General features: G+C 64.4%; 20 protein-coding genes. 6 read left to right on the plus strand and 14 right to left on the minus strand.

Going from position 1 to position 25,500, the window contains the following annotated elements; all coding sequences use genetic code 11:
• Positions 1-36: 36 nt before the first annotated feature.
• The gene (locus BN1186_RS02930) at positions 37-945 is read left to right on the plus strand and encodes a CpsD/CapB family tyrosine-protein kinase (protein WP_147625361.1); all 909 of its coding nucleotides are present in this window, start codon (positions 37-39) and stop codon (positions 943-945) included.
• A 27-nt stretch (positions 946-972) separates the two neighbouring features.
• Here BN1186_RS02930 and BN1186_RS02935 read toward each other — a convergent pair whose 3' ends face one another.
• Complete coding sequence (locus BN1186_RS02935) at positions 973-1,800, minus strand: arsenate-mycothiol transferase ArsC (RefSeq protein ID WP_052459710.1); 828 nt, start codon at positions 1,798-1,800, stop codon at positions 973-975.
• 175 nt (positions 1,801-1,975) lie between these two features.
• On the opposite strand from BN1186_RS02935, the gene BN1186_RS02940 reads away from it, so the two are divergent.
• Positions 1,976-3,514 carry a tyrosine-protein kinase domain-containing protein gene (locus BN1186_RS02940; RefSeq protein WP_052459711.1) on the plus strand — a complete coding sequence of 513 codons (1,539 nt, stop codon included), beginning with the start codon at positions 1,976-1,978 and terminating at the stop codon, positions 3,512-3,514.
• Here BN1186_RS02940 and BN1186_RS02945 read toward each other — a convergent pair.
• From BN1186_RS02945 to BN1186_RS02990, 10 genes are all read right to left on the minus strand, one after another.
• Positions 3,511-4,077, minus strand: a complete 567-nt coding sequence (locus tag BN1186_RS02945) for a hypothetical protein (RefSeq protein WP_139650781.1) — start codon at positions 4,075-4,077, stop codon at positions 3,511-3,513. The genes BN1186_RS02940 and BN1186_RS02945 overlap by 4 nt on opposite strands.
• Positions 4,078-4,726: 649 nt before the next feature.
• Positions 4,727-5,839: a glycosyltransferase gene (locus tag BN1186_RS02950; RefSeq protein WP_040282459.1), complete on the minus strand. Its 1,113-nt coding sequence runs from the start codon at positions 5,837-5,839 to the stop codon at positions 4,727-4,729.
• On the minus strand, positions 5,839-6,771 hold the full coding sequence (locus BN1186_RS02955) for a glycosyltransferase family 2 protein (protein WP_040282461.1): 933 nt from the start codon (positions 6,769-6,771) through the stop codon (positions 5,839-5,841). The genes BN1186_RS02950 and BN1186_RS02955 overlap by 1 nt, the downstream gene beginning before the upstream one ends.
• Positions 6,768-7,802 (minus strand): glycosyltransferase family 4 protein, encoded by a 1,035-nt coding sequence (locus tag BN1186_RS02960; RefSeq protein WP_040282463.1) that lies wholly within the window; start codon positions 7,800-7,802, stop codon positions 6,768-6,770. The genes BN1186_RS02955 and BN1186_RS02960 overlap by 4 nt, the downstream gene beginning before the upstream one ends.
• Positions 7,799-8,842 carry a glycosyltransferase family 4 protein gene (locus BN1186_RS02965; protein ID WP_040282465.1) on the minus strand — a complete coding sequence of 348 codons (1,044 nt, stop codon included), beginning with the start codon at positions 8,840-8,842 and terminating at the stop codon, positions 7,799-7,801. The genes BN1186_RS02960 and BN1186_RS02965 overlap by 4 nt, the downstream gene beginning before the upstream one ends.
• A gap of 1 nt (position 8,843) precedes the next feature.
• Positions 8,844-11,087: an N-acetylneuraminate synthase family protein gene (locus BN1186_RS02970; RefSeq protein WP_040282467.1), complete on the minus strand. Its 2,244-nt coding sequence runs from the start codon at positions 11,085-11,087 to the stop codon at positions 8,844-8,846.
• Positions 11,088-11,145: 58 nt separating this feature from the next.
• Positions 11,146-12,078 (minus strand): glycosyltransferase family 2 protein, encoded by a 933-nt coding sequence (locus BN1186_RS02975; protein WP_074436908.1) that lies wholly within the window; start codon positions 12,076-12,078, stop codon positions 11,146-11,148.
• A gap of 1,000 nt (positions 12,079-13,078) precedes the next feature.
• Positions 13,079-14,086, minus strand: a complete 1,008-nt coding sequence (locus BN1186_RS02980; protein WP_040282469.1) for a CgeB family protein — start codon at positions 14,084-14,086, stop codon at positions 13,079-13,081.
• On the minus strand, positions 14,076-14,987 hold the full coding sequence (locus BN1186_RS02985) for a glycosyltransferase family 2 protein (RefSeq protein ID WP_180349008.1): 912 nt from the start codon (positions 14,985-14,987) through the stop codon (positions 14,076-14,078). The genes BN1186_RS02980 and BN1186_RS02985 overlap by 11 nt, the downstream gene beginning before the upstream one ends.
• Positions 14,988-15,027: 40 nt before the next feature.
• Positions 15,028-16,842: an ABC transporter ATP-binding protein gene (locus BN1186_RS02990; protein ID WP_040282472.1), complete on the minus strand. Its 1,815-nt coding sequence runs from the start codon at positions 16,840-16,842 to the stop codon at positions 15,028-15,030.
• Between the two features lie 142 nt (positions 16,843-16,984).
• Here BN1186_RS02990 and BN1186_RS02995 point away from each other — a divergent pair, with 142 nt between their 5' ends.
• Positions 16,985-17,836, plus strand: coding sequence for a glycosyltransferase family 2 protein (locus BN1186_RS02995; RefSeq protein ID WP_052459713.1), 852 nt, complete (start codon positions 16,985-16,987; stop codon positions 17,834-17,836).
• Here BN1186_RS02995 and BN1186_RS03000 read toward each other — a convergent pair whose 3' ends face one another.
• Entirely contained in the window at positions 17,837-18,469 is a 633-nt protein-coding gene (locus BN1186_RS03000) for a glycosyltransferase family protein (protein ID WP_040282474.1), read from the minus strand.
• Between the two features lie 386 nt (positions 18,470-18,855).
• Positions 18,856-20,217 carry a glycosyltransferase gene (locus BN1186_RS03005; RefSeq protein WP_052459714.1) on the minus strand — a complete coding sequence of 454 codons (1,362 nt, stop codon included), beginning with the start codon at positions 20,215-20,217 and terminating at the stop codon, positions 18,856-18,858.
• 88 nt (positions 20,218-20,305) lie between these two features.
• Here BN1186_RS03005 and BN1186_RS03010 point away from each other — a divergent pair, with 88 nt between their 5' ends.
• Complete coding sequence (locus tag BN1186_RS03010) at positions 20,306-21,667, plus strand: glycosyltransferase (protein ID WP_052459714.1); 1,362 nt, start codon at positions 20,306-20,308, stop codon at positions 21,665-21,667.
• 386 nt (positions 21,668-22,053) lie between these two features.
• Positions 22,054-22,686 carry a glycosyltransferase family protein gene (locus BN1186_RS03015; protein WP_040282474.1) on the plus strand — a complete coding sequence of 211 codons (633 nt, stop codon included), beginning with the start codon at positions 22,054-22,056 and terminating at the stop codon, positions 22,684-22,686.
• On the opposite strand, the gene BN1186_RS03020 is transcribed toward BN1186_RS03015, so the two are convergent.
• Complete coding sequence (locus tag BN1186_RS03020; RefSeq protein ID WP_082031085.1) at positions 22,687-23,607, minus strand: glycosyltransferase; 921 nt, start codon at positions 23,605-23,607, stop codon at positions 22,687-22,689.
• Between the two features lie 73 nt (positions 23,608-23,680).
• Here BN1186_RS03020 and BN1186_RS03025 point away from each other — a divergent pair, with 73 nt between their 5' ends.
• A complete protein-coding gene (locus BN1186_RS03025; protein ID WP_040282472.1) occupies positions 23,681-25,495 on the plus strand; it encodes an ABC transporter ATP-binding protein in 1,815 nt (604 codons plus the stop codon).
• Positions 25,496-25,500 lie beyond the last annotated feature (5 nt).

The following is a 25,500-nucleotide window of genomic DNA, read 5'->3' on the forward strand; positions in this document are numbered from 1 at the left end:
TTCCTGCGCCGCCAGCTCGACGTGCGGGTGCGCACCATGAAGGACGTGGAGGACACCACCGGCCACGGCGTGCTGGGCGTCATCCCGGATTCGAAGGAGTTCGCCAAGCAGCGCGAGGGCGGCCGGATCAGCCTGGCCACGCTGGGCACCACCGGCGAGGCGCTGCGTCAGCTGCGCACCAACCTGCGCTTCGTCGACGTGGACAACCCGCCGCGCAGCATCGTGGTGAGCTCCTCCAACCCGGGCGAGGGCAAATCCACCATCTCCTCGGTGCTCTCAGTGCTGATGGCCCGCTCGGGCCAGCCCGTTGTCCTGATCGACGCGGACCTGCGCAAGCCCGTGCAGCACAAGACGTTCAACGCCGACAACGCCGTGGGCCTGTCCCAGGTGCTGGTGGGTGACGTGGCCGTGGAGGACGCGCTACAGCCCACCAACGAGCCCAACCTCTACGTCCTCACGTCAGGCCGTGTGCCGTCCAACCCCAGCGAGATGGTGGGCTCCAAGCGCATGCGCGCCCTCATCGAGAAGCTGTCGGAGAACTACTTCGTCATCACCGACGCGCCGCCCATCCTGGCCGTCACCGACGCCCCGCTGCTGGCCGCCTCCACCGACGGCGTGGTGCTGGTCACCCGCGTGGGCGTGACCCGCAAGGAGCAGCTCAACCTGGCCGTGAAGCTGGTCAAGCAGGTGGGCGGCACCGTGCTGGGCACCGTCATGCACCGCGCCCGCGCCAAGGCGATGGGCGAGACGGTCTACGGCGCCGGCTACGGCGGCAGCTACCAGTCCTACTACGGCGAGGGCTACCTGGCCGCCAAGGACGACGAGAAGGCCCCGGTCAGCGCAGACAACGTTGATCTCACCGTCGTCCGCGGCCCGGATACCAGCCTGACGCCGGTCACCCCGGAATCGGCTGAGGTCAAGAGCGCCAAGCGCCGCCTCTGGTGAACGCTCCCTGAGCCTGCCCCCGCCCAGCTACGTGGTGGTGCCGCGGTCCTCAACGCGCGATAGTGCCTCGAGGATGCGGTCCACGTGCTCTTCGATGTCGCGCGCTGTGCGGGCGGCTGCGTCGTCGCCCTGGCCGTAGGGGTCGATGACGGAATCTGCCGGGTCATGCGACCTGTGGCTCCACAGATACCCCGGCACCTCATCGGTGCCCAGCCCATCAGGTAGCTGCTGCAGCTCGCGGGTGGCCTGGCCGATCACGAACGTGCGCCGCGCCAGCTCCGGCCATTCGTCGAGGATGTAATCGCGCTGCTCCCCGGTGAGCGTGATGATCAGATCCGCGTGGCTGGCGACGGAGCGGTTCAGCTGCCGCGACCTGTGGGTGGTGTCCAGCCCGGCCTGCTTCAGGTGCGCGGCCATGGGCGGGTCCATCTCCTGCCCGACGAGGGCGTGGGTGCCGGCCGGGGAGAAGTGGATGGTGCCGTCGGAGCGGCCGCGGGCATAGGCGGCGGCATAGGCGGAGCGGCAGATGTTGGCGGTGCAGACGAAGAGCACGCCGAAGCGGTCCTTCGGCGGCGCCAGCTGCACGGTGGGCACGTCCTGGCTGCTTGCATCGACGATGAGGTGCCGCTCGGCGAGGGATTCGGTCAGCTTCTGGATGCCGGCAGCGATCAGGTCGGCGGGGGCGTCCCACCGGCCCGCGGCGGCATCGAGGGGGCTGATCCCTTCGGCCACGCTGTGCAGGATGGCGGCCTCGGCGCCGGTGAAGCTGCGGGTGGCGCCGGAGTGATCGCGCAGTTCCAGCCCGCCGTCGGTGAGAGCACTGGACGCGAGATCCGGGTGGAGGCGGTATTTCATGGTGCTCCTCTGGTGCCTACAGCTGACTGGTGGGAGCCACCCTAGTGCTCTGGGCCCCTCACCTGCGGGTGAATTGGCGCGGCGGGGTTGTGCCGGCCTCGGCATCTGATGCGTATGGCCGGGTGTGGGTGCAGTAGCATGAGGGATGTCTCCCCGCAAGTAGAAAGACGGCCGCGTGACGCTCATTGACCTGGTTCGCCTCCTCCGCAAGAACTTCCTCATCCTGCTGCTGTGCGCGGCGCTGGGCGTGGGGCTGGCGGCTGCGTGGACGCTGACCCGCCCGGCGGTGTACACCACCTCCGCCGTGGGCCTGGTGGTGGCCGGCGACACGCAGAATCTGGGCAACGCGACGTTCGGCGACGCGGTGGCCCAGCAGCGCGCCGCCGCCTACGCCGCCCTGGTGAACACCCGTGCGGTGGGGGACCGTGCCGCGGAGATCCTGGCCGCGATGCCGGAACAGCCGGCGATGGCCAGCTACACGGCCTCCGTTGATGCCGCCCCTGCGTTCATCCGCGTCACCGCGACGGCCGACAACGGCCTGTCCGCCCAGGCGACGGCGGACGCGGTGCTGCAGGGCCTCATCGACGAGGCGCTGCGCCTGGAGACGTACTCGCAGACCCAGACCATGGAGAACCCGCCGGAGGACCCCACCTCGCTCACGGCGCTGCACATCATGCCGTACGAGACGGCTTCCCTGCCCACCGTGCCGCAGCAGGCTGACCTGACCCGCAACCTCCTCGTCGGCCTCCTCGCCGGCCTGGCACTGGGCGTGGGCGTGGCGATCATGCGCCGGCAGCTGGATATCCGCGTGCGCACGCAGACCGACGTGGAGGAGCTCACCGGCCACGCCGTGCTGGGCATCGTGCCGGAGACCAAGGAGATGCGCCGCGAATCCAAGGGCGGCGGCTTGGCCACCGGCGCGGCCGCGGAGGCGCTGCGGAAGCTGCGCACCAATCTGCGCTTCGTGCAGGTGGACAACCCGCCCAGGGCGATTGTGATCACCAGCGCCAACCCGGCCGAGGGTAAGTCCACCGTCGCGGCCAACCTGGCCCGGCTGCTGGCGCAGGCCGAGCAGCGCACCGTGATTGTGGATGCTGACCTGCGTCGTCCGACGCAGGCGAAGCACTTCGGCCTGGACGGCAGCGTGGGCCTGTCCCAGGTGCTGGCTGGAGACGTGCCGGTGCGCGACGCGCTGCAGGCCACGGAAACGCCGTTGCTTCAGTTGCTGCCCGCCGGGCGGATCCCCCCGAACCCCAGCGAGCTGGTGGGCTCCAGGCACATGGCGGCGATGATCCGGGAGCTGTCGAAGGACGCCATGGTGATCATCGACGCCCCGCCGCTGCTGCCCGTGACCGACGCCGGCCTCCTCGCCGCTGCCGCCGACGGCGCCATCCTGGTGGTGCGCGTGGGCAAGACGTTCAAGGAGCAGGTGCAGCTGGCCACGAAGATGCTGCACCAGGTGGACGCGAAGCTGCTGGGCTCCGTGATGAACCTGGCCTCGCGCACAGCGATGGGCGAGGTGGTCTACGGCTATGGACGCAGCTACGGCTACTCGTCGACGTACCAGTACTACGGCGAGGGTGACGGCAAGAAGGGTCGCCGCTCGAAGCAGAAGAAGTCCAAGGCAGCCCCTGCCCGTCTGGCCCCTGCCGCTGAGGCGGCTGCCTCGGAGGCTGTGCGGCCGTCCCGGGCCATTCCGGCCGACGAGTCCTAGCTCGTCGGCTTCTCCAACTCGCCGACGGCTGCCTCGGCAGCCAACTCCTCGCGCGCCAGGCAGTGGTAGGCGATGTACATGCCTACGGCCATGGCCATGGGCACGCTGGTGAGGGAGTAGCCGATGTTGATGGAGCAGATGAGTGCGGCGATGATCGCCGCCTCTGCCCAGACTGGCCGGTGCGTGGCAGGGAGTTCGTGGAAGTTCCAGTAGAGCGAGATCCCCATGATGATCAGCAGGATCAGAGCGATGAGCCCACCTTCAGTTTGGAGCGCTCGGAAACTGTTGTGGAAGAACAGGGTGACGCCCTCGAACTCTGCCAGCGCTGTGCCTAGACCGTGGCCCCACCATCCCGCGGAGTCAGTGAGGATCCGCTCTGATTCCGTCAAGCGATCACGGAGGTTGTCGGAACCCAGCCGCTCCTGGAACCAGCCTTGCCGCTCGGCGTACTCGGACGCCCACTGGAACAGCCACACGACGCCAATCAGTGCGCCGAGGCTCAAGATTCGTCCGAACCTGCGGCCGAACAAGACCCACAGCGTGGCGATTGCCAGAGCGAACATGGAAGTGCGGGATTGCGTGAGCCAGATTGTGCCCGCCATGAAGAGCCACAGAAGCCAAACATCTCGACGTCTCGTCATCCGCTGAGCGACTATCAGCCCCACAGCGAGGACGGTAAATCCAAAACCGTTGGGATCGCCAAGGAGCCCTGTTAGGCGCCCAGCGTAGTTAGAAGACCCACCCATGCGAGGGATGCTCACGGCGGTGCCTGCCACCATGCCGACGAGCAGTCCTCGGCGAATGGAGTCAATGTGGAGACGTCCGCTGCCAACTACGTATGCCAGGGCGAAAAGCGAAGTCAGGCTGCCGGCCCTGCGGAGATCGAAATCGTCCTGTAGGAACGCTGACGGCAGAATGAGTGCAACCCACAGCGCGCCAGCAGCCAAGGTGAACATAGGCAATGAGATCCGCCAACGTGGCCGTGCGAAGAAGGCGAGGACAGCCAGGAGGATGGCCGCCATTGTGTTCAGCGGTAGGTCCGGAAACCCGGGAATCAAAGTGTGAAGCCCACGCAGAGGAATGATGACTGACAGCAGGAATACCGAGATCACGGTGTGACCGACATGGCTGTCATCCTCGACGCCATGGACTCGGTCTGGCACTGATGAAAGGGCGCTCACGGACGCGACTCTAGTCTGGGACGTTCCAGCGTCATAACGATGAAACCATCTCATCAACCTGTGTCCGCAGTTTCTCGGCGAAGCGGGATTCACTGAACTGGTCCACGTGAGCCTTGATGGAAGCGCCGCCTATGCGCTGCGTGCTACTTCTTCGCACTGCTTGGGTGATGTCTGCAACGGTTGGCTCCTCGAAGAAGCTTCCGCTGATGCCTTCGGCGACGGTGTCGAGATAGCCGCCTGCCCTCAGTGCAAGCGTTGGCGTGCCGAGCACTCCAGCTTCCAGTGGAGTCAATCCGTAGTCCTCATGGCTTGGCGCGATCAGGGCCGTAGCGTTGGCGTAGGCCCAGCTCAACTCCCCGTCCGTCAGCCCTTCAAGCATCCGGACGTTGGGTGGCAGATCTCGGCGCAGCGCTTCGCCCAGCGGCCCCTTGCCTACGATGACGAGCTTCTCGTCCGTGAGGGAGCGGAACGCATCAATCACCTTGTCCACGTTCTTGTACGGCAACAGCCGCGACACCACGAGATAGAACCCCGGTCCCCAATCGGTGAGCTGACTGATCGATTCAAGCTCAACCGAATCATTCACTGCGGGGGGCGCCGGCACGACAGTCGCCTCGATGCCATAGACGTCCTTGATGCGTTCCTTCACCACTGTGGAGTTCGCCAGGTACCGGTCTGCCGAGTGTGCGGCGCGCTGGTCCCACTCAACCAGCCGAGGGCGCAGAGCCGACAACGCCAACCCCACTGGTGACTTCTTTGGTGAGCCGCCCAGGTAATCCTCCGCCAGGTACAGGAACCGAGCGGGAGAGTGGCAGTAGACAATCTTCTTGCCTGTGGTGCGGAACCCGTGCGCGAACCCCGTCGTGGAGACGAGGAGCACGTCTGCATCGATCACCGGAGCCTTGTCGATGGCGCCCTGGTACAGCGGCAGCCCGAAGCGGTGATCCTTTTGAAGCAGCTTCACCCGATTGATGGGCAGCGTGTTCACGCGTACATCCCGCAGCTCGGGAAAGGTAGTCTCCGGGTTGTAGATGGTTGTGTAGAGCTCAGCATCAGGGAATGCACGGAGCATCGCCAGCGCAACGCGCTCGGCCCCACCACGTTGAGTGAAGTAGTCGTGCGCTATCGCTACTCGAGGCTTCATCAGATCTCCAGTGAAGTTTGGTGGGCATTGCGGTATCCAGCTAGAGCAGCTGATTCCACCGTGAGGGCGATCAGCTTGCGAGCGATTGGGGCAGGGAAGAGACGAGAAGCCTGATCCACGAGGCGTGCCAGCATGGCCGTCCGAGGGGCATCCAATTTGTTTCCCAGCCCCAGGACCAGCCGGTTCCACGCGGTTGGCTCTAGAACCGTGGGATCACCCAGAACTTCTTTCCCGTGTCGGTCTTCAAAGATCCGGCGCGCTGCTCCCGAATGGAAGGCTCTAGAGCTACGAATCACCGTGGTGACAGCTGCCATGTGATGGCGGGTCTCCAGTGCGGGCACGAGACGAACCGGGAAGCCTGCCTGATGGATCCGGTAGCCGTAGTCCACGTCCTCAAACCCGTAGGCGCGGTAGTCGGTGCTGTACTCACCCACCGTTTCGTACACCTCTCGGCGCACAGATACGTTCCCGCCCCAGTACCGCCAGCCCCTGTCCTGCTGCGCTCGGTATGCGTCGCGGCGGAAGGTGGCGTCAACGTGGCTGCCGTAGTTCCCCCAGTATGGGGTGGCTTCTGAGATGTTGATCGGCAAACCGACGGCTCCGCAGAGTTGATGGTGGTGTGGGGCTTTGTGTTCGCGGACGTAGTGAGGGGACGGCTCCATGTCATCGTCGCAGCGGATGAGCACATCTCCGGAAGCGCTGGTGAAGCCTGCGTTCAGCGCTGAAACGCGGCCGCGATTCTCTGGGAACACGATCGAGCGAACAGGGAGGTGGGCGTACTGCGCCACAACAGCTTCGGAACCGTCGATATCGCCGTCAATGACAACGATGGCTTCCCACTCGGAATCGTCCTGGGCCGCGAGGGCGGTCAAGAGTCTGGGCAGGCGCTCGGCGCCGCCGCGGCTTGGGATGACGATGGATGCGAGAGTCATGCGTGCTCTTCCTCCAATCGAGCCAGAATGGTGGCCAGCCGCTCACAGCCCGCATCGGGCGAGTAGGTGTCCCGCCAGCGCCTGGACGACGCCTCCAGCTGGGTGGGGGTGTAATCGCTGAGGGCGTCCTCGATAGTGGTGGCCAGCGCCGAGGAATCCGCTGCCTGGGCAACCCACGGGAAATCATGACCCGCAACCGACGGCAGCGCTCCGGCATTCGTGATGACGAAGGGGCATCCGGCAGACATCGCTTCTGCTACGACTAGTCCAAATGGCTCGTCCCATACCGATGGAAATACGGCCAGATCGACGGTGGAGAAGAAGTCTTCGCGCGAAATCCAGCCAGCGCGGGTGGTGATGTTGCTCACTTCCTCGAGGCTGTCCTCAACCTTTCGCACATCCTGCGGAGTGACGAATCGAGGTTCGCCTGCCAGCAGCAGGTGGTAGCCCCCAGGCGTCCTTCGATCCAGTTCCTTGACCGCTTCTGCCAGGACATCCACGCCCTTGTCGGGCGACAGCCGGCCGAGGTATCCGATGACCGCAGGTTCGCTCCGATTGAGGACGGCGCGACGCGAGATGTTGACCGGTTGGGTCCAGTTCTCCATGACGTAGGCGCCAAGACCGACCTGCGACTTCATGAGCTGCGAGGGAACGAGGACCATCTCCGCCCCGCGGGTGGCTACCCAGGCAACTGCTTTCAGGTGTCCTGCTGGCTGCTGGTGCAGGTGGACAACACGGTTGCTTAGCCCTGTCGTGGCGGCTGCCGGTCGCAGTCCGTTACACCACAGCAGTCCGCGTGGTTGCGCACCAGCCCAGGCACGGAGGCCCTTCAAGTACGGCAACGTGCCGTCGCCGTGAATACCGATCACGGGAAACTGCTCGGCGATTGCTGCGTCGAGCACCGAAGAGGGAGAAGAGGGAGCAACGATCTGGACATCGTGACCGAGTTCGCGCGCAGCCCTCGCCATCGCGAGCAGCATCACCTCGCCACCTCCGATCTCACCGTGGTTGGCCGCGAAGCTGATCTTCATCGCATGAGCCTCTCATAGAGTGCCGCGATCTGCTTGGTCATGTCGGAGACCGTTGGCCAGCTCTCGGTAAGGGTTGGCCTCATGGAGACATCGGTGGCCTGCCCACGCAGGAGGCGTGCTACTCGGTCCGTGTCTGCGGCATCCGTCAGGCAATGGTCAGGCAGGATCTCCGTGTTGCCACCCACTGGGGTGGCCACCACTCCCAAGCCGTGCGCGACAGCATCGAGGATGGAGTAGGAGGCGTTCTCCCAAGCCGAGAGCTGGACCAGGACGTCGTGACTGGCCAATGCCTTGTCAGCAGCTAGGTATCCGGGGAAGCGCACCCGGTCTGCGATGCCGAGACTCTGGGCTTGCGCGATCAGTGCGCCCCTTTCGGGCCCGTCGCCGGCCACCGTCAGCGAGGCGCTCGGCAGATCCTCGGCAGCCGTTGCGAAGGCATCGATGGCGTTGGAGATGCGCTTCTCAGGCGCCAGGCGGGCCAAGCTCAGGAACCTGGTGCCTGGCTCTCGAACGATGCCCGCTGGACGGTTCACTCCGTTGAGGATCACATCAATCTGGGTGGCGGGGCGCCAGGCCCGGATCATCTCCCGTTTGGTGGACTCACTTTCCGCAATCAGTGTGTCGAACCTGCGTGAGCGGAAGTGATGGAGCAATTTGCGCGCCGAGGCCTTGAGTATTCCCCGGTTGTACAACTGAGCATCTGCAGCGATGCCGTGCTCGGTGGAGACCACCTTGCAGGGCAGCCCCGGGGTTGCGGCAGCAGTCAGGAAGTCAGCTTTCGCCAAGTGCGAATGGACCACCGCTGGCTTCACGGATTGGATGACGGAGCGCAGCGCCCGCACGGCCTTGGCGGGATTGCCGTCCAACGCCACCGGATGGACCGGAACGCTCAATTTCGTGAGCTCTTCGAGGAGGGGGCCAGCTGGGCCTGCCACCTCAAGGTTGTAGCCGGGGAGGCCCTGTTTGGCGGCGTCGAGCACGTGCCGGGCCACGCCGGCCAGGTTGCTGACCGGCACCACCCACAGCGCGCGCCTTGTCACGTCAGAACCACTTCTCCAAGCGTTCCAACGCTGTCCAGAAGCCCGCGCCGTTATCGGTGTGGCCCATCCAGATCTCCGGGATGAACGGAACTCCGGGAGCCAGCTCGTCCAACTGCTTGGCCAGCAGCGGCCAGTCAACTTCGCCTTCGCCAATCTGTGGGCCCTCGCCGTCCACGCCTTCTGCATCGACAATGTGGAGGTGCTCGGTGAACGGCGCCAGCTTCTCCACGTAGGTGCTAAACGGCATCTTGTGGAAGTTGGCGGCGAGCTTGGAGTGCGAGATGTCCAGCGTGATGCGCTGGCCGTATCGCTCGCAGAAGTCGACCGTGTCGTCCAGGCCCATGAAGAGGTTGTGGTACTGCTGGCCGCCCATCAGCCACGGGTAGGGCGGGAGGGTCTGGGCCGTGAGGCGGACGCCGCTTGTGTCGAGGCGCTCGATGGCCTGGGCGATCCGCGTATACATCGCGGGGCGTTCGGAGGGATCGACGAAGCCGTCGGCGGTGAAGCCTCCCATGGTGGCGATGACGATGGGGTCTTCTTCCTGGGTGAAGTACTTGCGGAGGTACTTCGTCAGGTCGATGACGCGCTGCGTCTCCTGGATGGACCGCGCCCAGACATCCTCGTCCTGGCTGGCCAGGTTGACGATGAAATCGCCGGCGTAGAGGTCTGGCAGGTGCACTGTGTAGCCGTAAGGGAGCCGCTCGCTGAAGATCTCGTCAACGTTCAGTTCCACGTCCTTGTAGGAGAGATGGAACTCCACAAAGTCCGGGTTGGTGCCCTCGGCCAGCTTGAAGGTGTCGTGGTAGCGGACGGGTAGGCCCCACGGACGGCGGAACGAGTAGTCGCGCTTACCGATGGGGGTGTCGCTCAGATCGCCGGCATAGAAGAAGTCACCTTCGTCGATGGAGCGACCAGCGGTGCGGCCGATCAGTTCGTGCAGCTTGTTGGGCTGAAGACCCCGGCCAGGAGACTTCACCGTCACGTCATCGCGCGTGATGCGCTGCCCGCTCTCGATGCGGCGTGCAGCAACCAGCGACTTGGCCAGGTTGACCCGGTTCATGGATTCACCGGTGGAGACCACGCGGGCGCTGCCGTCGCCCAGAGACTCCTCGAGTTCGCGGATGCGGGCCACCATCTGCTTGAACTCGCCGGGGAGGAGGGAGACCTTGTGGTCGTTGCCTTCCAGGCTGCGGTCCGTGGTGAAGTGCTTCTCGATGATCCGGGCGCCCATCGCCACGGCGGCGACGGGGATGTGGAAGCCGCGCTCGTGGCCCGAGTAGCCCACGGGTCCGCCGGTGATCTCGGCCAGGCGGTTGAGGTAGCGCAGGTTGATGTCCTTGAACGGTGCGGGGTAGGTGCTCTGGCAGTGCAGCATCGCGAACGGGGAGCCGGAGGAGCGGAGCAGGTCCGCTGCCTCGATGATCTCTGCCTCGGTGCTCATGCCGGTGGAGACGATGAGCGGGAGCCCGGTGGCGAACATGTCCTCGAGCAGGGTGTGGTTGGTCATGTCGGCCGAGGCCACCTTGAGGCCCGGGATGCCGTACTCGGCCAGCACCTTCACGCTGGGGGAGTCCCAGGGCGTGCAGAGGATGTCGAGATCACGGGACTTGCAGTGGTCGAACACCTCGATCATCTGATCCGCGCTCAGCGAATACTTGCCGAGCAGGTTGAGCGTGTACTGGGCTCCGAGGTCCTCTCCACCGGTGGCGGCGCCGCTCTGGCGGTAGAGGGCATCCATGTCTCGGAGCTGGAACTTCACCACGTCGGCACCGCCGTCGACCGCGAGATCCACCAGTTCCTTCGCGAAACCGACGTCACCCTGGTGGTTGTTGCCGATCTCCGCGATGATCAGCGTCGGGTCATTAGCGGAGACCCGGTGGCGGCCGAACTGGAATGCACGGCGGTCGTTGCTCGCGACTGCGACGAGACGCCCCTGGTCGTCGAGAAGAGGGAGGTGGCTTATGGGGCCGTCGATGAGGCCGGCGATGTCACCATGAGGATCATCAATCCGAGCTCGCACAGCCTGGGCGTTGGCGGCCTGGCGGCTCGGCGTGTCGAGGCTGGCGTCGGGCGTTGAGAGCAGCCATCGGCGTACGTCACCGTCGGAGAGCGATCCGATCAGGTGGCCGTGGTTGTCCACCACGAAGATGATTCGAGACTTGTTCGCATCGATCTTGCGAAGAGCGTTAATCAGAGGCTCGTCGTCGCGGATTGCGTACTGGCCGACGTGACGGTCGATGATCATTTCATTGGCTCCCCGTGTATTCAGTCGCGCCCCAGTAGTAGGGGGCTTGTTCATAGTTTCACAACTCTGTTGGGCTCGGTCTTCTTGATCGCACGAGCGCTGGCGGATGATCCTCGCTGCGGACGAAGTAGGTCCAATATCCCGACAGCCGTCCTGCCGCGTCCACTACCCAGCGGACCCAGCGCGTACGCGGAGTGTGCCCAGGTTTGATCATGCGCCAAGGGAGCATCAGGCTCTGCTTGGCAAGGTCGACTATGAATGTTGTGAGATGGGGGGTCGTGCTCTCAGAGTCCGGATGTCGGGCAGCAGTGGCAATGCGTGCCTTGGCCATCTGGAATTCCTTCTTGACAACCCGCGTGCGTGGGGTGATCGTGAACTGCACGGACGCTGCTGGGACATAGTCAAGCTGAAATCCCGCTTCCTGTACTCGCCATGAAAACTCCAAGTCATCGCAGCCATAGGGTGGGAGCGACTCGTCGAAGCCACCTACAGCGAAGAACGTATCCCTGGCAATTGAAAAATTGCACCCCGGCGCATGTGGAAGATAGGCGGTTTGCATCAGCGTTTCGCTGAAGGCGCTCGGTTCCGGCGTGCCATCGGGGCGAACGGCCTCGACTCTCCCCCCTCCCATACCGGTGTCTACGGCTGCGGCATGGGCAGCAACCCATCCAGGGCGCACAGCGTCGTCAGCGTCGCAGAAGGCAAGCAGACGTCCGCGGGCTGCTGATGCGCCGGCATTACGAGCGAACGGAATACCGGGCTTCTCGCCTGAATCGATGACCCGGGCTGCTGTCACGGCGCCCAGCGAACTGGTGGCCCATGCGTCAACGAGCGCGGCGGTGCCGTCCGTAGAGCCATTGTTGGAAACGACTACCTCGAATGCTGGGGCGTCCACTTGTGCGCTCAGAGCATCGAGTTGACGCCGGATCGTCTTGGCACCATTTCGTACACAGATGATGACGCTGACTTCGATTGCAGGCAGGGCGGTCATGGCGTACTCCAGAAGGATTGGACGAGTTCGTCTATCGGTTTGCCCACCGGTACAGAGTACTTTGTGGGGGCATCTCCCCAGACTGCGAGTTCATAGCGTTCCCACATCTCTCGCAACCAAGAAGGCGGGTTTACATGGAAGGCCCAGGATGGCACGCCTCGTGCCGCTGATTCCAGAATTCCAGTGGAGAAGGCAGCGACCACCGGCTGATCCAGGCCTGCTAGCGAGCCGGCACCGTCAATGCGTATACCCATTTTGCGCCACAGTCTGTGTTGGATGCGCGATAGCCTGTCCTCTTCTCGTGGGTGCGGACGGTAGCTTGCGCCGGTCATTCGCCAGAATGTTGTCACTGACTTTGTCATCGCAATGCGGGAGAGTTCCGCACCGTGAAGTTGCCCGAGAAACACTGGTACTTCAAAACGGCTGACAGGGCGTTCAGGTTTGTGCTGTGCAGCGGAAGCCAAGAGCGGAGATCCAGTGACCCGAGTGCTGAGATCGCTGCGTCCCTCGGAGACGAAGTGCGCATCCGCTTCGGACCAGGCTAGAAACAGTGCGCCTTCCGGGGGTGGAGGCGACCACGGTGTCAGTAGCCCATGCTGAACAACGATCTGAGTGGCGCGATGTACTTGGGCGACCCCTTTCGCCCAGGCACCAACGGCCAAGTGATCTCCGATAGAAGCAACCCTATTGAGATTGTCGAAGGCCTTCTCTGTGCTATCGAGAACATGCCACCCCGGCCCGGGTGGGGTGATCGCTGCGGCCTCCGGCACTGCGAGGATGGCAGCTTGGTCCGAAGACTCCAACGCTGACAACAGAGCATGATGATTGGTGGGCGAATCAGAGTCGCACGCCACCAGCAGTTCAGGGTTAGAACCCCGCGACCACAGCTTGATTCGGGGCGGTAGGGGAGCGGAAGCGTCGCCTCGTAGCCGGTCTCTCAGCACGTGGATCCGCCGACGTGAACTCTGCCACCTCTGCCAATCATCATGCGTAGTGAATCTCAACCCCACAGCGCAGCCACCTTTGCTGCACGGTGTGCCCATGTGTGCTCCGCTAGCGTCCGTTTCTGGCCTGCCTCTCTGAGTGAGTCACCCCAACGATCGTCACGGATAGCACGTTGGCAGAGTTCGAGAAGTTCGTCTCCGTTACGGAATACCGCCACCTCCGTGCCAGGTTCGTAGTACTCCGCCACATCGTCACGATCGATCAGTTGTACTCCACCAACACCCGGCACCTCAAAGGTCTTCATGGTGAACCCGTCCTGGTCTCCGTGAACGTTGATGGCAGCGGGAGCTCCCGCGGTGAGGGCATAGCCGTCAAGGCGCCCGATGTCACGGGCCGACGGAACCTTGGGGCGGCTGACCTGCCACGTGCGGGCGAGGTCGACCGGGTGCCGGGACCAATCGCGGCCGTAAGCACGGACAGGCACGTCCTGTTCCGTCAGATGAGTCAGCAACTGCTCACGGCGTGGGTAACGGGCGCCGATGAACACGATCTCGGAGGTGTGGCGTGGCGGAGGCGCCATGGCCGGATCAAACGCATTAGGCACGTGCAGGCAATTGCGTCCTGCCTCGTTGAAGGCCGCTGTGTCGAGAGGGGAGTAGGAGATGAGGTGGTCATAGCGGTCGAGCAGTTCATCCGTGTGCGAAGTCCGGCGCACCTCATCCCACAACCAGCAGAAGCGCTTCGACCCCACCTCGTCGAGGGCGGTGAAGAGTTCGTGGCCGAACTGGTCGCCGCGGATGACGAGCGTGACGTCGGGACGAAGGGCCTTGACCGCCGCAGCCGTCTCCACCGTGATCTGGGAGTTCGTCTCGGCTTCGCCGATACCGAGCTTGGACGGCAACTCGCGTGCAAGCTTGTGGGTGAGTTTTTCCCGGAAGCTGGCCTTGTGGTCGTAGGCGTGGACGTCCATGTGGAAGCCGCGCTGACGGAAACCCTCGGCGATGCTGTGCGCGTAGCCGTGAAAGGTGGGGGCGATGAGGAGGAGCCTTGGTTCAGCGTCCATGGTTGCCCCAGATGAGGTCGAGTTCCTGATTCAGGACCCCTATCGGCTTGACGCCGATGCCGCGAAGGGCACGGATGCAGTTCCACATGAAGTTGACGACGGTGGCTCCGGTGAGGGCCGCCTTGAGCCTCCAAAGCCCTCCCCACTTCCTCGCGTAGCGGAACTGGGACGTGACCAGCCAGCGCCTGCGCTTGGCGGGGTCCGATGAGCCACCGCCCTCGTGGACCACGGTGACCGCGGGTAGGTAAATTCGTTTGAGTCCCCGTGCGGCCAGACGTCGTTGGAGGTCGATCTCCTCCGAGTTCATGTGGAATCGCTCGTCAAGGCCGCCCACCGCCCGGAAGTCCGCCGTCGGCACCATGAACGCGGCCCCCACCACCCAGTCGACCTCGATGGGTTGTGACGCCGTGAAGGCCCGCGGATCGTGGCCGAGAACACGCTGGAACCACGGACGGCCCCTCCAGCGGGCCAGCGGGGTCAGCCACTCAAGCGTCTGGTTGAGAACCGACGGCCATGCCCTCACTGTGTGGTCGATCTCACCCGCGGGCGTGATGACCCGGGGCGCCACTACTGCGGGCTGCCAAGGTTCGGCCTCGGAGGAGAACTGCTTCAAGAAGTCGGGGGAGACCTCGAGGTCGCTGTTGAGGACGAGGATGTACTTGCCCGTGGCCCGCTCCGCCCCGCTGTTGACGGCAGCCGCGAAGCCGCCGTTCGTGGGGCGACGAACCACCGTGATCCCAGCGCTATCGGGGAAGGGGACGGGCGACTGGTCATCGCTGACGATCACCTCATGGACGCCCTGATGGAGCAGTTCCTGAGCCAGTATCGCCGTCGGACCGGGGGCGCCATAGTGCGGGACGACGACGCTGATCGCCATGCTGCCCTTGGTTTCGTCTAGCACGTCCCCACCCGTCCTGCCGGTCATCGTTCCCTCGTGCTGGTCAGGCCAGCCGGCCCAGTCTCACGAGTTCGGCGAACTCCGCATTCGTGGCCACGAGTTCCTCCATTGTGCCCCGTGCGACGATCCGGCCGCCCGAGAAGAACATGATGGTGTCTGCGTTCCTGACGGTGGAGAGCCTGTGGGCGACGACGACCATCGTCATGGTGCCGTGGAGGGATTGGATGGTCTGCGAGATCCTGGCCTCGGTTTCGTTGTCCAGGGCCGAGGTGGCCTCGTCGAGGACGAGCACCTGAGGCTGGCGGTAGAGGGCTCTCGCGATGCCAATGCGTTGCTTCTGGCCCCCGGAGACGCGGCTGCCCTGATAACCCACTTGGGTGTCGAGCCCGTCCGGCATCCTGGCGATGACGTCCTCAAGCTGGGCAAGTCGTATGGCCTCCCGGAGCCGCTCTTCGTCGATGTCCTCAACAGGCACGCCGAAGGCGATGTTCTCGCGGACGCTCGCATCCTGGAGATAGACGTTCTGCGTCACGACACCGAGTTGCTTCCACCACGCGCCGGGGTGTTGGTGGATGGACACCCCATCCACCTGGATCGTCCCGCTGCCGGGGACGAAGAGCCCCAGAAGGAGGTCCACGAGGGTAGTCTTCCCGGCACCGCTCGACCCAACGAACGCGACGGTCTTGCCAGCCGGGATCACCCCGGAGACCCCTTGAAGCACGGGCTCGTCGGCGTCCGGGAACTGGAAGGTGACGTCCGTGAAGACGACGTCGGCGCTGGGGAACTCGTGGGGAAGCTCCGGGGTTGTGGCTCTACCGGCCTCGGACCTGAGGGTGCGGATCTCGCCCGCCATCTTCTCGACGCCGGGAAGGTTGGCCCTGATCCCTCCCACGTTGCCAACGATGCGGTTGAGTGACGGCATCATGCGGATGGCCGCGACGGCGAAGACGCCAAGGAAGGCGAGGGCATCCTGCTGGGAGGAGGTGGCGAAGAGCGCCAGGGCGATCACCATGATGCCCAGGATCATGACGACTTCGAGGAGGTAACGCGGCAGCTCGTTCAGGACGCTGAGTTGGCTCCCCAGTTGGGCCGAGCGACGGCGTGTCATCGAGTAGCCGGTGGTGAAGCGGCCCCCGGCCTGGGCAAGACGCACCTCCTTGAATCCATCGAGGATCGGCGTGATGAACCCCCAACTCAGGTGGTTCTCCGCTTGGATGCGCTCGCCGATGCGGCGCACGCGTCCCTTGAGCGCCCACTGGATGACGAAGGCCGAGCCCCCGAAGAACACAATGGCGACGAGGGTGGCGAGCGGGGACACGACGACCAGCGCGACAAGCAGGGCCAGAAGGGTGATGGCGTCCACCGCGACCGTGATGAGTGCCGAGGTGACATTGATGAGCGAAATGGGAAGGTAGCTGGTGAGCGCCTGGTAGACGTCGTCGGTGGACCGTCGTCGCTGGTGGATCCAGGGAGACGAGACGTACAGCGACAGCAATTCGTGGCTCGCGTCACCTGTCGCTCTTGCCATGACGCCGAGGCTCCACCAACGGAAGTAGATGGTGAAGAGGTTCTTGCCGAGCATCAGGACAACGACGGTCACGAGGATGACGACGAGCAACTCTGCTGGATCCGTCCGGCCCGTGACCGAGGAGACAACCCGGAGAATGGCCGACTGCGAGACGGGTGTTCCCGACACGATCTGCATGATGGGGAGGATCAGTACCACCGCGGCGAGGTCCATCAATGCCACGACGACGGCCCCCACGAGCATCGCGATCAGTTTCGGGCGCATTCGCCACGGCACGAGGACGAAGACCTCGCGCAGATTCCCGATCTGTTCTCGAATCCCTGTCAGCACTTGAGCCCCCACCTGCTACGAGGATTGGTGCCACCAGTCACTGTCGACGGGACCCAACCCATTTCGTAGGGTGATGCTACCGTCAGGTCAGGTTTGGACAGGCATCGGCTGGAGTGGCCGCAGCGTCTTGAGGGGGCGGGATATGAGTGTGGTCGTTGTCATCCCAGCGTTGAACGCCGCCCAGACCCTGCCCAGGCAACTGGAAGCGCTCAACAGCCAGACGGACTTGGACTTCCGGGTGGTGGTCAGTGACAACGGGTCCTCGGACGGCACGCCGGACGTCGCACGCCGTTGGGTACCGACATTTCACTCGCTAGAGGTGGTCGACTCTTCCGATCGGCCTGGTGCGGCTCATGCGCGAAACGTAGGTGTGGGTTCCAGCTCAGAGGACCTCATCCTCATCTGCGACGCCGATGACCGCGTTCGTCCCACGTGGGTGGAGGCCATGCGCCGGGGCCTCGCGTCCTCAGACGTCGTCACAGGGCCGTTGTTTCTAGTCTGGCCGGACGAACCCGGACGGCGAGAGGTGTGGAATGTCGATGCCCCGCCCATGTCGATGGGGTTCCGGCCGTACGTTCCCGGATGCAACGCAGGCCTCACCCGCGAGGCGTTCATGGGGGTGGGCGGCTTCGACGAGGATCTCTTCCGCGCCCAGGAGGATGTGGACCTGGGATGGCGATTGGTGGGGAACGGCCATGACATCTCCTTCGAGAGGGATGCGGCGATCGACTACTTCCAGCGGAGCGGGCTGCGCAGCTACCTGCGGCAGCAGTGGAGCTACGGCCGGGCCCACGTGACCTTGTTCATGAAGTACCGGGATGCAGGGATCCGCTCGGCCAGTTGGAAGACCTCAGCGCGTTGGTTCGTCGAGTGGGCGAAGCAGTTGCCGGGGCGCGTACGGAGCGGTGACGGCCGCACTGCGGTCGGTGGAGCGGTCTTCCAACTTTCGCGGTGCTGGGAGTCGCTGCGGACACGAACGTCCACCCCGCTATAGCTAGACCCAGTTCCTTGCCTGGAACAGTTGGTCGACCTGGCTCCACATGTGCTGGTAGGTGAATCGCGAGTGGACAAGGTCCGCTGCGCGGCGGCCCAGGCTGACGCGAAGATCCCTGTCATGACTGATGGATTGAATCGCGTCCCTCCAGGCCGTCACGTCGCCCGAGGGCACGAACATCGCTGTCTCATCGGTGAAGTACTCCCGCATCGGTTCGGTGTCAGTGAGGACCAGCGCCGCACCCGTTCCGGCGGCCTCAAGGGCAACCGACTGTCCGGTGGGATACGCCATGACCCTGGTGGGGACCAGGACAGCAGTCGCCCGCGCCAGGACACGTCGATATTCGCCGAAGGGGACCGTTCCCTTGAAGCTCACATTCGTCGGGAGTGGATGGCCTTGTAGGTTCTGTTCTCTGCAATACAGGTCGAGCAGTGCGTCTGTTTCGCCCATTGCGTTCAGAAGAGTGGGGTAGTCTCGGCCTCGGTCCACGCCCACCGAAACCAGAGCTGGCTCGCCGTCTTTGTCCGCTCGCGGAAACAGGCTGGGGGCGAATCCGAAGTTAATGGTCTCAACGCTGCCGCTGCGGAAGCCGGCGTCCTCGAGAACGTCTACCTGGTTGGAGGAGAAGACCATGGTCAGGGTCCACGCCGTTGTACGCCTTGGCTCGAGACCGACGCTCTCCCTTCGTGAGGGACTTGAGTTCATCCGACAACCAGCAAGCGATCATGGCGAGGGGTCGCTCGGAGTAGGGAGGGATGCGCCTCGCCCGCAACCATGAGGGGGCCAGAGCCTCGCGCTCCAGGAAGGCGAGCACCACGTCCGTATGCAGCACCTTCGGAACTGATCGAAGTGCTTTGTCGAGAGGACGGCCGGACCGATGTTCGACGACGTCGCGCACCTTCACGTGGACCCGACTAGTCGCAGGAGCAACCTCGACGAGTTCATACCAAGCCCGAGCAGTTCGGTGACCCCGTAGGGCCCCGCTGAGGCGAGGCGTTGAACGAGAACCAGACAGCGCTTCACCGTGCTTCGTCGCCCGCCTGCCCAAGTGGTGATCCTGGCGCGGAATATACGCCTCGCATCGCTGTCGCGAACGTCAACGCCGAGTACCTGCTCCATACCGCCGACTGGTGCACCCGTGCCTGTTCGACCGCTAATGGGTTGTTGACCAGGGCCTCCACCACCGCTTGGGCAAAGGTGTCTGGGAGATCCGTCAGGCCGCTGAACAGTCCCGCCCCGCCGATGCCCTCGGCGCCGATGGATGTTGTCACGACCGGTACTCCCGCCAGCAGCGCCTCAATCGTCTTGAACTTCACCCCGGCTCCGTGGAGAAGAGGAACCACCGCGACGCTGGCCTGCGCGTACTCATCGGCGATGTCCGGCACGAAGCCCCGCAGGATGATTCCATCGTGGTTGCCGCGAAACTGCGAGGCGTTCCCCGGGGACATGGCGCCACCAACGACGTGGAACTCCGCATTGGGAATGGCGGCTCGGACGAGGGGCCACACCTCCCTCGCGAACCATAGGAGACCGTCGACGTTCTCCTGGCGGGCCATGAAGCCAACCATGAGCACCCGGTGGGCGTCGTTGGCAATGTGCTGCGGGGGTTCACCGTCGGCCAGTGGTGGGTCAATCACCACCACCTTGCGGGCGGGTGCCCGGGGCAGGAGATCCCTGTCCTTTGCGCTGAACACCAGAACGTGATCGGCCAGTGCCAGCGCTCGTCTCTCCCAGGCGCGAGCCCAAGCCCCGGCCAGTTGCCATCGCAGCCTTCGTATCCTGTCGGGAGCTTTGTCCGCTTCTCGTCGACACTTCTGGCTCTGAACGTCGTGGAAGGTGAAGATGAGTCTTGCCCGACGGTTGATGAGCCGCGCCCAAGGAGCAAGCCTTGACCAGCCCTCCCACTGGAAGTCGAGTACGTCTGCACCCCTGACCAGACGGCGGATGTCTGGACGGCAGAGCATGTCGATAAGGGCACCCAAGGGAACTGGTTGGGAGTCGACCTTCTTCACAACGGCCTCAACGCGGTCGGCCGTTTGGTAGACCAGTTGATGCCACGGCTTCGCCACACTCCGATCCGCCAAGAGGCGGACGTCGGGCGCGACGCCCGGCTGCGCGAGTGCGTGAAGCGTGCTGGGCCGGTCCTGCGTCACCCACGTCAGGTGGTGGGTGCCCTCGAGCGCAGTGTGGAGGCGCCAGAGGTACTGGCCGCCAGCGTGCTCAATCCCCGGATAGGGGATGGCGGGTGACAGCGAGACGACCCTGATGGCGGCGCCGGAGGGGCGATCCGCCGTGACCGCGTCCATTGCCGCGCCCGCCGCCGCCGCCCACGCGCGCCAGCTGAGGCTGGAGTGGGCCCGATGCAGCGCTGCGGCACTCATCCGGGCATAGGTGCCTTGATCACCGAGTTGCCTGATCGCGGCCGCGGCCGCGATCAGGCAACTCGGTGATCAAGGCACCTATGCCCGGATGAGTGCCGCAGCGCTGCATCGGGCCCACTCCAGCCTCAGCTGGCGCGCGTGGGCGGCGGCGGCGGGCGCGGCAATGGACGCGGTCACGGCGGATCGCCCCTCCGGCGCCGCCATCAGGGTCGTCTCGCTGTCACCCGCCATCCCCTATCCGGGGATTGAGCACGCTGGCGGCCAGTACCTCTGGCGCCTCCACACTGCGCTCGAGGGCACCCACCACCTGACGTGGGTGACGCAGGACCGGCCCAGCACGCTTCACGCACTCGCGCAGCCGGGCGTCGCGCCCGACGTCCGCCTCTTGGCGGATCGGAGTGTGGCGAAGCCGTGGCATCAACTGGTCTACCAAACGGCCGACCGCGTTGAGGCCGTTGTGAAGAAGGTCGACTCCCAACCAGTTCCCTTGGGTGCCCTTATCGACATGCTCTGCCGTCCAGACATCCGCCGTCTGGTCAGGGGTGCAGACGTACTCGACTTCCAGTGGGAGGGCTGGTCAAGGCTTGCTCCTTGGGCGCGGCTCATCAACCGTCGGGCAAGACTCATCTTCACCTTCCACGACGTTCAGAGCCAGAAGTGTCGACGAGAAGCGGACAAAGCTCCCGACAGGATACGAAGGCTGCGATGGCAACTGGCCGGGGCTTGGGCTCGCGCCTGGGAGAGACGAGCGCTGGCACTGGCCGATCACGTTCTGGTGTTCAGCGCAAAGGACAGGGATCTCCTGCCCCGGGCACCCGCCCGCAAGGTGGTGGTGATTGACCCACCACTGGCCGACGGTGAACCCCCGCAGCACATTGCCAACGACGCCCACCGGGTGCTCATGGTTGGCTTCATGGCCCGCCAGGAGAACGTCGACGGTCTCCTATGGTTCGCGAGGGAGGTGTGGCCCCTCGTCCGAGCCGCCATTCCCAATGCGGAGTTCCACGTCGTTGGTGGCGCCATGTCCCCGGGGAACGCCTCGCAGTTTCGCGGCAACCACGATGGAATCATCCTGCGGGGCTTCGTGCCGGACATCGCCGATGAGTACGCGCAGGCCAGCGTCGCGGTGGTTCCTCTTCTCCACGGAGCCGGGGTGAAGTTCAAGACGATTGAGGCGCTGCTGGCGGGAGTACCGGTCGTGACAACATCCATCGGCGCCGAGGGCATCGGCGGGGCGGGACTGTTCAGCGGCCTGACGGATCTCCCAGACACCTTTGCCCAAGCGGTGGTGGAGGCCCTGGTCAACAACCCATTAGCGGTCGAACAGGCACGGGTGCACCAGTCGGCGGTATGGAGCAGGTACTCGGCGTTGACGTTCGCGACAGCGATGCGAGGCGTATATTCCGCGCCAGGATCACCACTTGGGCAGGCGGGCGACGAAGCACGGTGAAGCGCTGTCTGGTTCTCGTTCAACGCCTCGCCTCAGCGGGGCCCTACGGGGTCACCGAACTGCTCGGGCTTGGTATGAACTCGTCGAGGTTGCTCCTGCGACTAGTCGGGTCCACGTGAAGGTGCGCGACGTCGTCGAACATCGGTCCGGCCGTCCTCTCGACAAAGCACTTCGATCAGTTCCGAAGGTGCTGCATACGGACGTGGTGCTCGCCTTCCTGGAGCGCGAGGCTCTGGCCCCCTCATGGTTGCGGGCGAGGCGCATCCCTCCCTACTCCGAGCGACCCCTCGCCATGATCGCTTGCTGGTTGTCGGATGAACTCAAGTCCCTCACGAAGGGAGAGCGTCGGTCTCGAGCCAAGGCGTACAACGGCGTGGACCCTGACCATGGTCTTCTCCTCCAACCAGGTAGACGTTCTCGAGGACGCCGGCTTCCGCAGCGGCAGCGTTGAGACCATTAACTTCGGATTCGCCCCCAGCCTGTTTCCGCGAGCGGACAAAGACGGCGAGCCAGCTCTGGTTTCGGTGGGCGTGGACCGAGGCCGAGACTACCCCACTCTTCTGAACGCAATGGGCGAAACAGACGCACTGCTCGACCTGTATTGCAGAGAACAGAACCTACAAGGCCATCCACTCCCGACGAATGTGAGCTTCAAGGGAACGGTCCCCTTCGGCGAATATCGACGTGTCCTGGCGCGGGCGACTGCTGTCCTGGTCCCCACCAGGGTCATGGCGTATCCCACCGGACAGTCGGTTGCCCTTGAGGCCGCCGGAACGGGTGCGGCGCTGGTCCTCACTGACACCGAACCGATGCGGGAGTACTTCACCGATGAGACAGCGATGTTCGTGCCCTCGGGCGACGTGACGGCCTGGAGGGACGCGATTCAATCCATCAGTCATGACAGGGATCTTCGCGTCAGCCTGGGCCGCCGCGCAGCGGACCTTGTCCACTCGCGATTCACCTACCAGCACATGTGGAGCCAGGTCGACCAACTGTTCCAGGCAAGGAACTGGGTCTAGCTATAGCGGGGTGGACGTTCGTGTCCGCAGCGACTCCCAGCACCGCGAAAGTTGGAAGACCGCTCCACCGACCGCAGTGCGGCCGTCACCGCTCCGTACGCGCCCCGGCAACTGCTTCGCCCACTCGACGAACCAACGCGCTGAGGTCTTCCAACTGGCCGAGCGGATCCCTGCATCCCGGTACTTCATGAACAAGGTCACGTGGGCCCGGCCGTAGCTCCACTGCTGCCGCAGGTAGCTGCGCAGCCCGCTCCGCTGGAAGTAGTCGATCGCCGCATCCCTCTCGAAGGAGATGTCATGGCCGTTCCCCACCAATCGCCATCCCAGGTCCACATCCTCCTGGGCGCGGAAGAGATCCTCGTCGAAGCCGCCCACCCCCATGAACGCCTCGCGGGTGAGGCCTGCGTTGCATCCGGGAACGTACGGCCGGAACCCCATCGACATGGGCGGGGCATCGACATTCCACACCTCTCGCCGTCCGGGTTCGTCCGGCCAGACTAGAAACAACGGCCCTGTGACGACGTCTGAGGACGCGAGGCCCCGGCGCATGGCCTCCACCCACGTGGGACGAACGCGGTCATCGGCGTCGCAGATGAGGATGAGGTCCTCTGAGCTGGAACCCACACCTACGTTTCGCGCATGAGCCGCACCAGGCCGATCGGAAGAGTCGACCACCTCTAGCGAGTGAAATGTCGGTACCCAACGGCGTGCGACGTCCGGCGTGCCGTCCGAGGACCCGTTGTCACTGACCACCACCCGGAAGTCCAAGTCCGTCTGGCTGTTGAGCGCTTCCAGTTGCCTGGGCAGGGTCTGGGCGGCGTTCAACGCTGGGATGACAACGACCACACTCATATCCCGCCCCCTCAAGACGCTGCGGCCACTCCAGCCGATGCCTGTCCAAACCTGACCTGACGGTAGCATCACCCTACGAAATGGGTTGGGTCCCGTCGACAGTGACTGGTGGCACCAATCCTCGTAGCAGGTGGGGGCTCAAGTGCTGACAGGGATTCGAGAACAGATCGGGAATCTGCGCGAGGTCTTCGTCCTCGTGCCGTGGCGAATGCGCCCGAAACTGATCGCGATGCTCGTGGGGGCCGTCGTCGTGGCATTGATGGACCTCGCCGCGGTGGTACTGATCCTCCCCATCATGCAGATCGTGTCGGGAACACCCGTCTCGCAGTCGGCCATTCTCCGGGTTGTCTCCTCGGTCACGGGCCGGACGGATCCAGCAGAGTTGCTCGTCGTCATCCTCGTGACCGTCGTTGTCCTGATGCTCGGCAAGAACCTCTTCACCATCTACTTCCGTTGGTGGAGCCTCGGCGTCATGGCAAGAGCGACAGGTGACGCGAGCCACGAATTGCTGTCGCTGTACGTCTCGTCTCCCTGGATCCACCAGCGACGACGGTCCACCGACGACGTCTACCAGGCGCTCACCAGCTACCTTCCCATTTCGCTCATCAATGTCACCTCGGCACTCATCACGGTCGCGGTGGACGCCATCACCCTTCTGGCCCTGCTTGTCGCGCTGGTCGTCGTGTCCCCGCTCGCCACCCTCGTCGCCATTGTGTTCTTCGGGGGCTCGGCCTTCGTCATCCAGTGGGCGCTCAAGGGACGCGTGCGCCGCATCGGCGAGCGCATCCAAGCGGAGAACCACCTGAGTTGGGGGTTCATCACGCCGATCCTCGATGGATTCAAGGAGGTGCGTCTTGCCCAGGCCGGGGGCCGCTTCACCACCGGCTACTCGATGACACGCCGTCGCTCGGCCCAACTGGGGAGCCAACTCAGCGTCCTGAACGAGCTGCCGCGTTACCTCCTCGAAGTCGTCATGATCCTGGGCATCATGGTGATCGCCCTGGCGCTCTTCGCCACCTCCTCCCAGCAGGATGCCCTCGCCTTCCTTGGCGTCTTCGCCGTCGCGGCCATCCGCATGATGCCGTCACTCAACCGCATCGTTGGCAACGTGGGAGGGATCAGGGCCAACCTTCCCGGCGTCGAGAAGATGGCGGGCGAGATCCGCACCCTCAGGTCCGAGGCCGGTAGAGCCACAACCCCGGAGCTTCCCCACGAGTTCCCCAGCGCCGACGTCGTCTTCACGGACGTCACCTTCCAGTTCCCGGACGCCGACGAGCCCGTGCTTCAAGGGGTCTCCGGGGTGATCCCGGCTGGCAAGACCGTCGCGTTCGTTGGGTCGAGCGGTGCCGGGAAGACTACCCTCGTGGACCTCCTTCTGGGGCTCTTCGTCCCCGGCAGCGGGACGATCCAGGTGGATGGGGTGTCCATCCACCAACACCCCGGCGCGTGGTGGAAGCAACTCGGTGTCGTGACGCAGAACGTCTATCTCCAGGATGCGAGCGTCCGCGAGAACATCGCCTTCGGCGTGCCTGTTGAGGACATCGACGAAGAGCGGCTCCGGGAGGCCATACGACTTGCCCAGCTTGAGGACGTCATCGCCAGGATGCCGGACGGGCTCGACACCCAAGTGGGTTATCAGGGCAGCCGCGTCTCCGGGGGCCAGAAGCAACGCATTGGCATCGCGAGAGCCCTCTACCGCCAGCCTCAGGTGCTCGTCCTCGACGAGGCCACCTCGGCCCTGGACAACGAAACCGAGGCCAGGATCTCGCAGACCATCCAATCCCTCCACGGCACCATGACGATGGTCGTCGTCGCCCACAGGCTCTCCACCGTCAGGAACGCAGACACCATCATGTTCTTCTCGGGCGGCCGGATCGTCGCACGGGGCACAATGGAGGAACTCGTGGCCACGAATGCGGAGTTCGCCGAACTCGTGAGACTGGGCCGGCTGGCCTGACCAGC

Source organism: Tessaracoccus massiliensis (assembly GCF_000826065.2).
GTDB lineage: Bacteria > Actinomycetota > Actinomycetes > Propionibacteriales > Propionibacteriaceae > Arachnia > Arachnia massiliensis_A.

Bases quoted from the DNA above. Each gene is read 5' to 3' on its own strand.
- BN1186_RS02930 (WP_147625361.1), top strand. From the start codon at position 37: ATGAAGGACGTGGAGGACACCACCGGCCACGGCGTGCTGGGCGTCATC.
- BN1186_RS02935 (WP_052459710.1), bottom strand. From the start codon at position 1,800: ATGAAATACCGCCTCCACCCGGATCTCGCGTCCAGTGCTCTCACCGAC.
- BN1186_RS02945 (WP_139650781.1), bottom strand. From the start codon at position 4,077: ATGTTCGCTCTGGCAATCGCCACGCTGTGGGTCTTGTTCGGCCGCAGG.
- BN1186_RS02950 (WP_040282459.1), bottom strand. From the start codon at position 5,839: ATGAAGCCTCGAGTAGCGATAGCGCACGACTACTTCACTCAACGTGGT.
- BN1186_RS02955 (WP_040282461.1), bottom strand. From the start codon at position 6,771: ATGACTCTCGCATCCATCGTCATCCCAAGCCGCGGCGGCGCCGAGCGC.
- BN1186_RS02960 (WP_040282463.1), bottom strand. From the start codon at position 7,802: ATGAAGATCAGCTTCGCGGCCAACCACGGTGAGATCGGAGGTGGCGAG.
- BN1186_RS02970 (WP_040282467.1), bottom strand. From the start codon at position 11,087: ATGATCATCGACCGTCACGTCGGCCAGTACGCAATCCGCGACGACGAG.
- BN1186_RS02975 (WP_074436908.1), bottom strand. From the start codon at position 12,078: ATGACCGCCCTGCCTGCAATCGAAGTCAGCGTCATCATCTGTGTACGA.
- BN1186_RS02980 (WP_040282469.1), bottom strand. From the start codon at position 14,086: ATGGACGCTGAACCAAGGCTCCTCCTCATCGCCCCCACCTTTCACGGC.
- BN1186_RS02995 (WP_052459713.1), top strand. From the start codon at position 16,985: ATGAGTGTGGTCGTTGTCATCCCAGCGTTGAACGCCGCCCAGACCCTG.
- BN1186_RS03000 (WP_040282474.1), bottom strand. From the start codon at position 18,469: ATGGTCTTCTCCTCCAACCAGGTAGACGTTCTCGAGGACGCCGGCTTC.
- BN1186_RS03005 (WP_052459714.1), bottom strand. From the start codon at position 20,217: ATGAGTGCCGCAGCGCTGCATCGGGCCCACTCCAGCCTCAGCTGGCGC.
- BN1186_RS03010 (WP_052459714.1), top strand. From the start codon at position 20,306: ATGAGTGCCGCAGCGCTGCATCGGGCCCACTCCAGCCTCAGCTGGCGC.
- BN1186_RS03015 (WP_040282474.1), top strand. From the start codon at position 22,054: ATGGTCTTCTCCTCCAACCAGGTAGACGTTCTCGAGGACGCCGGCTTC.
- BN1186_RS03020 (WP_082031085.1), bottom strand. From the start codon at position 23,607: ATGCTACCGTCAGGTCAGGTTTGGACAGGCATCGGCTGGAGTGGCCGC.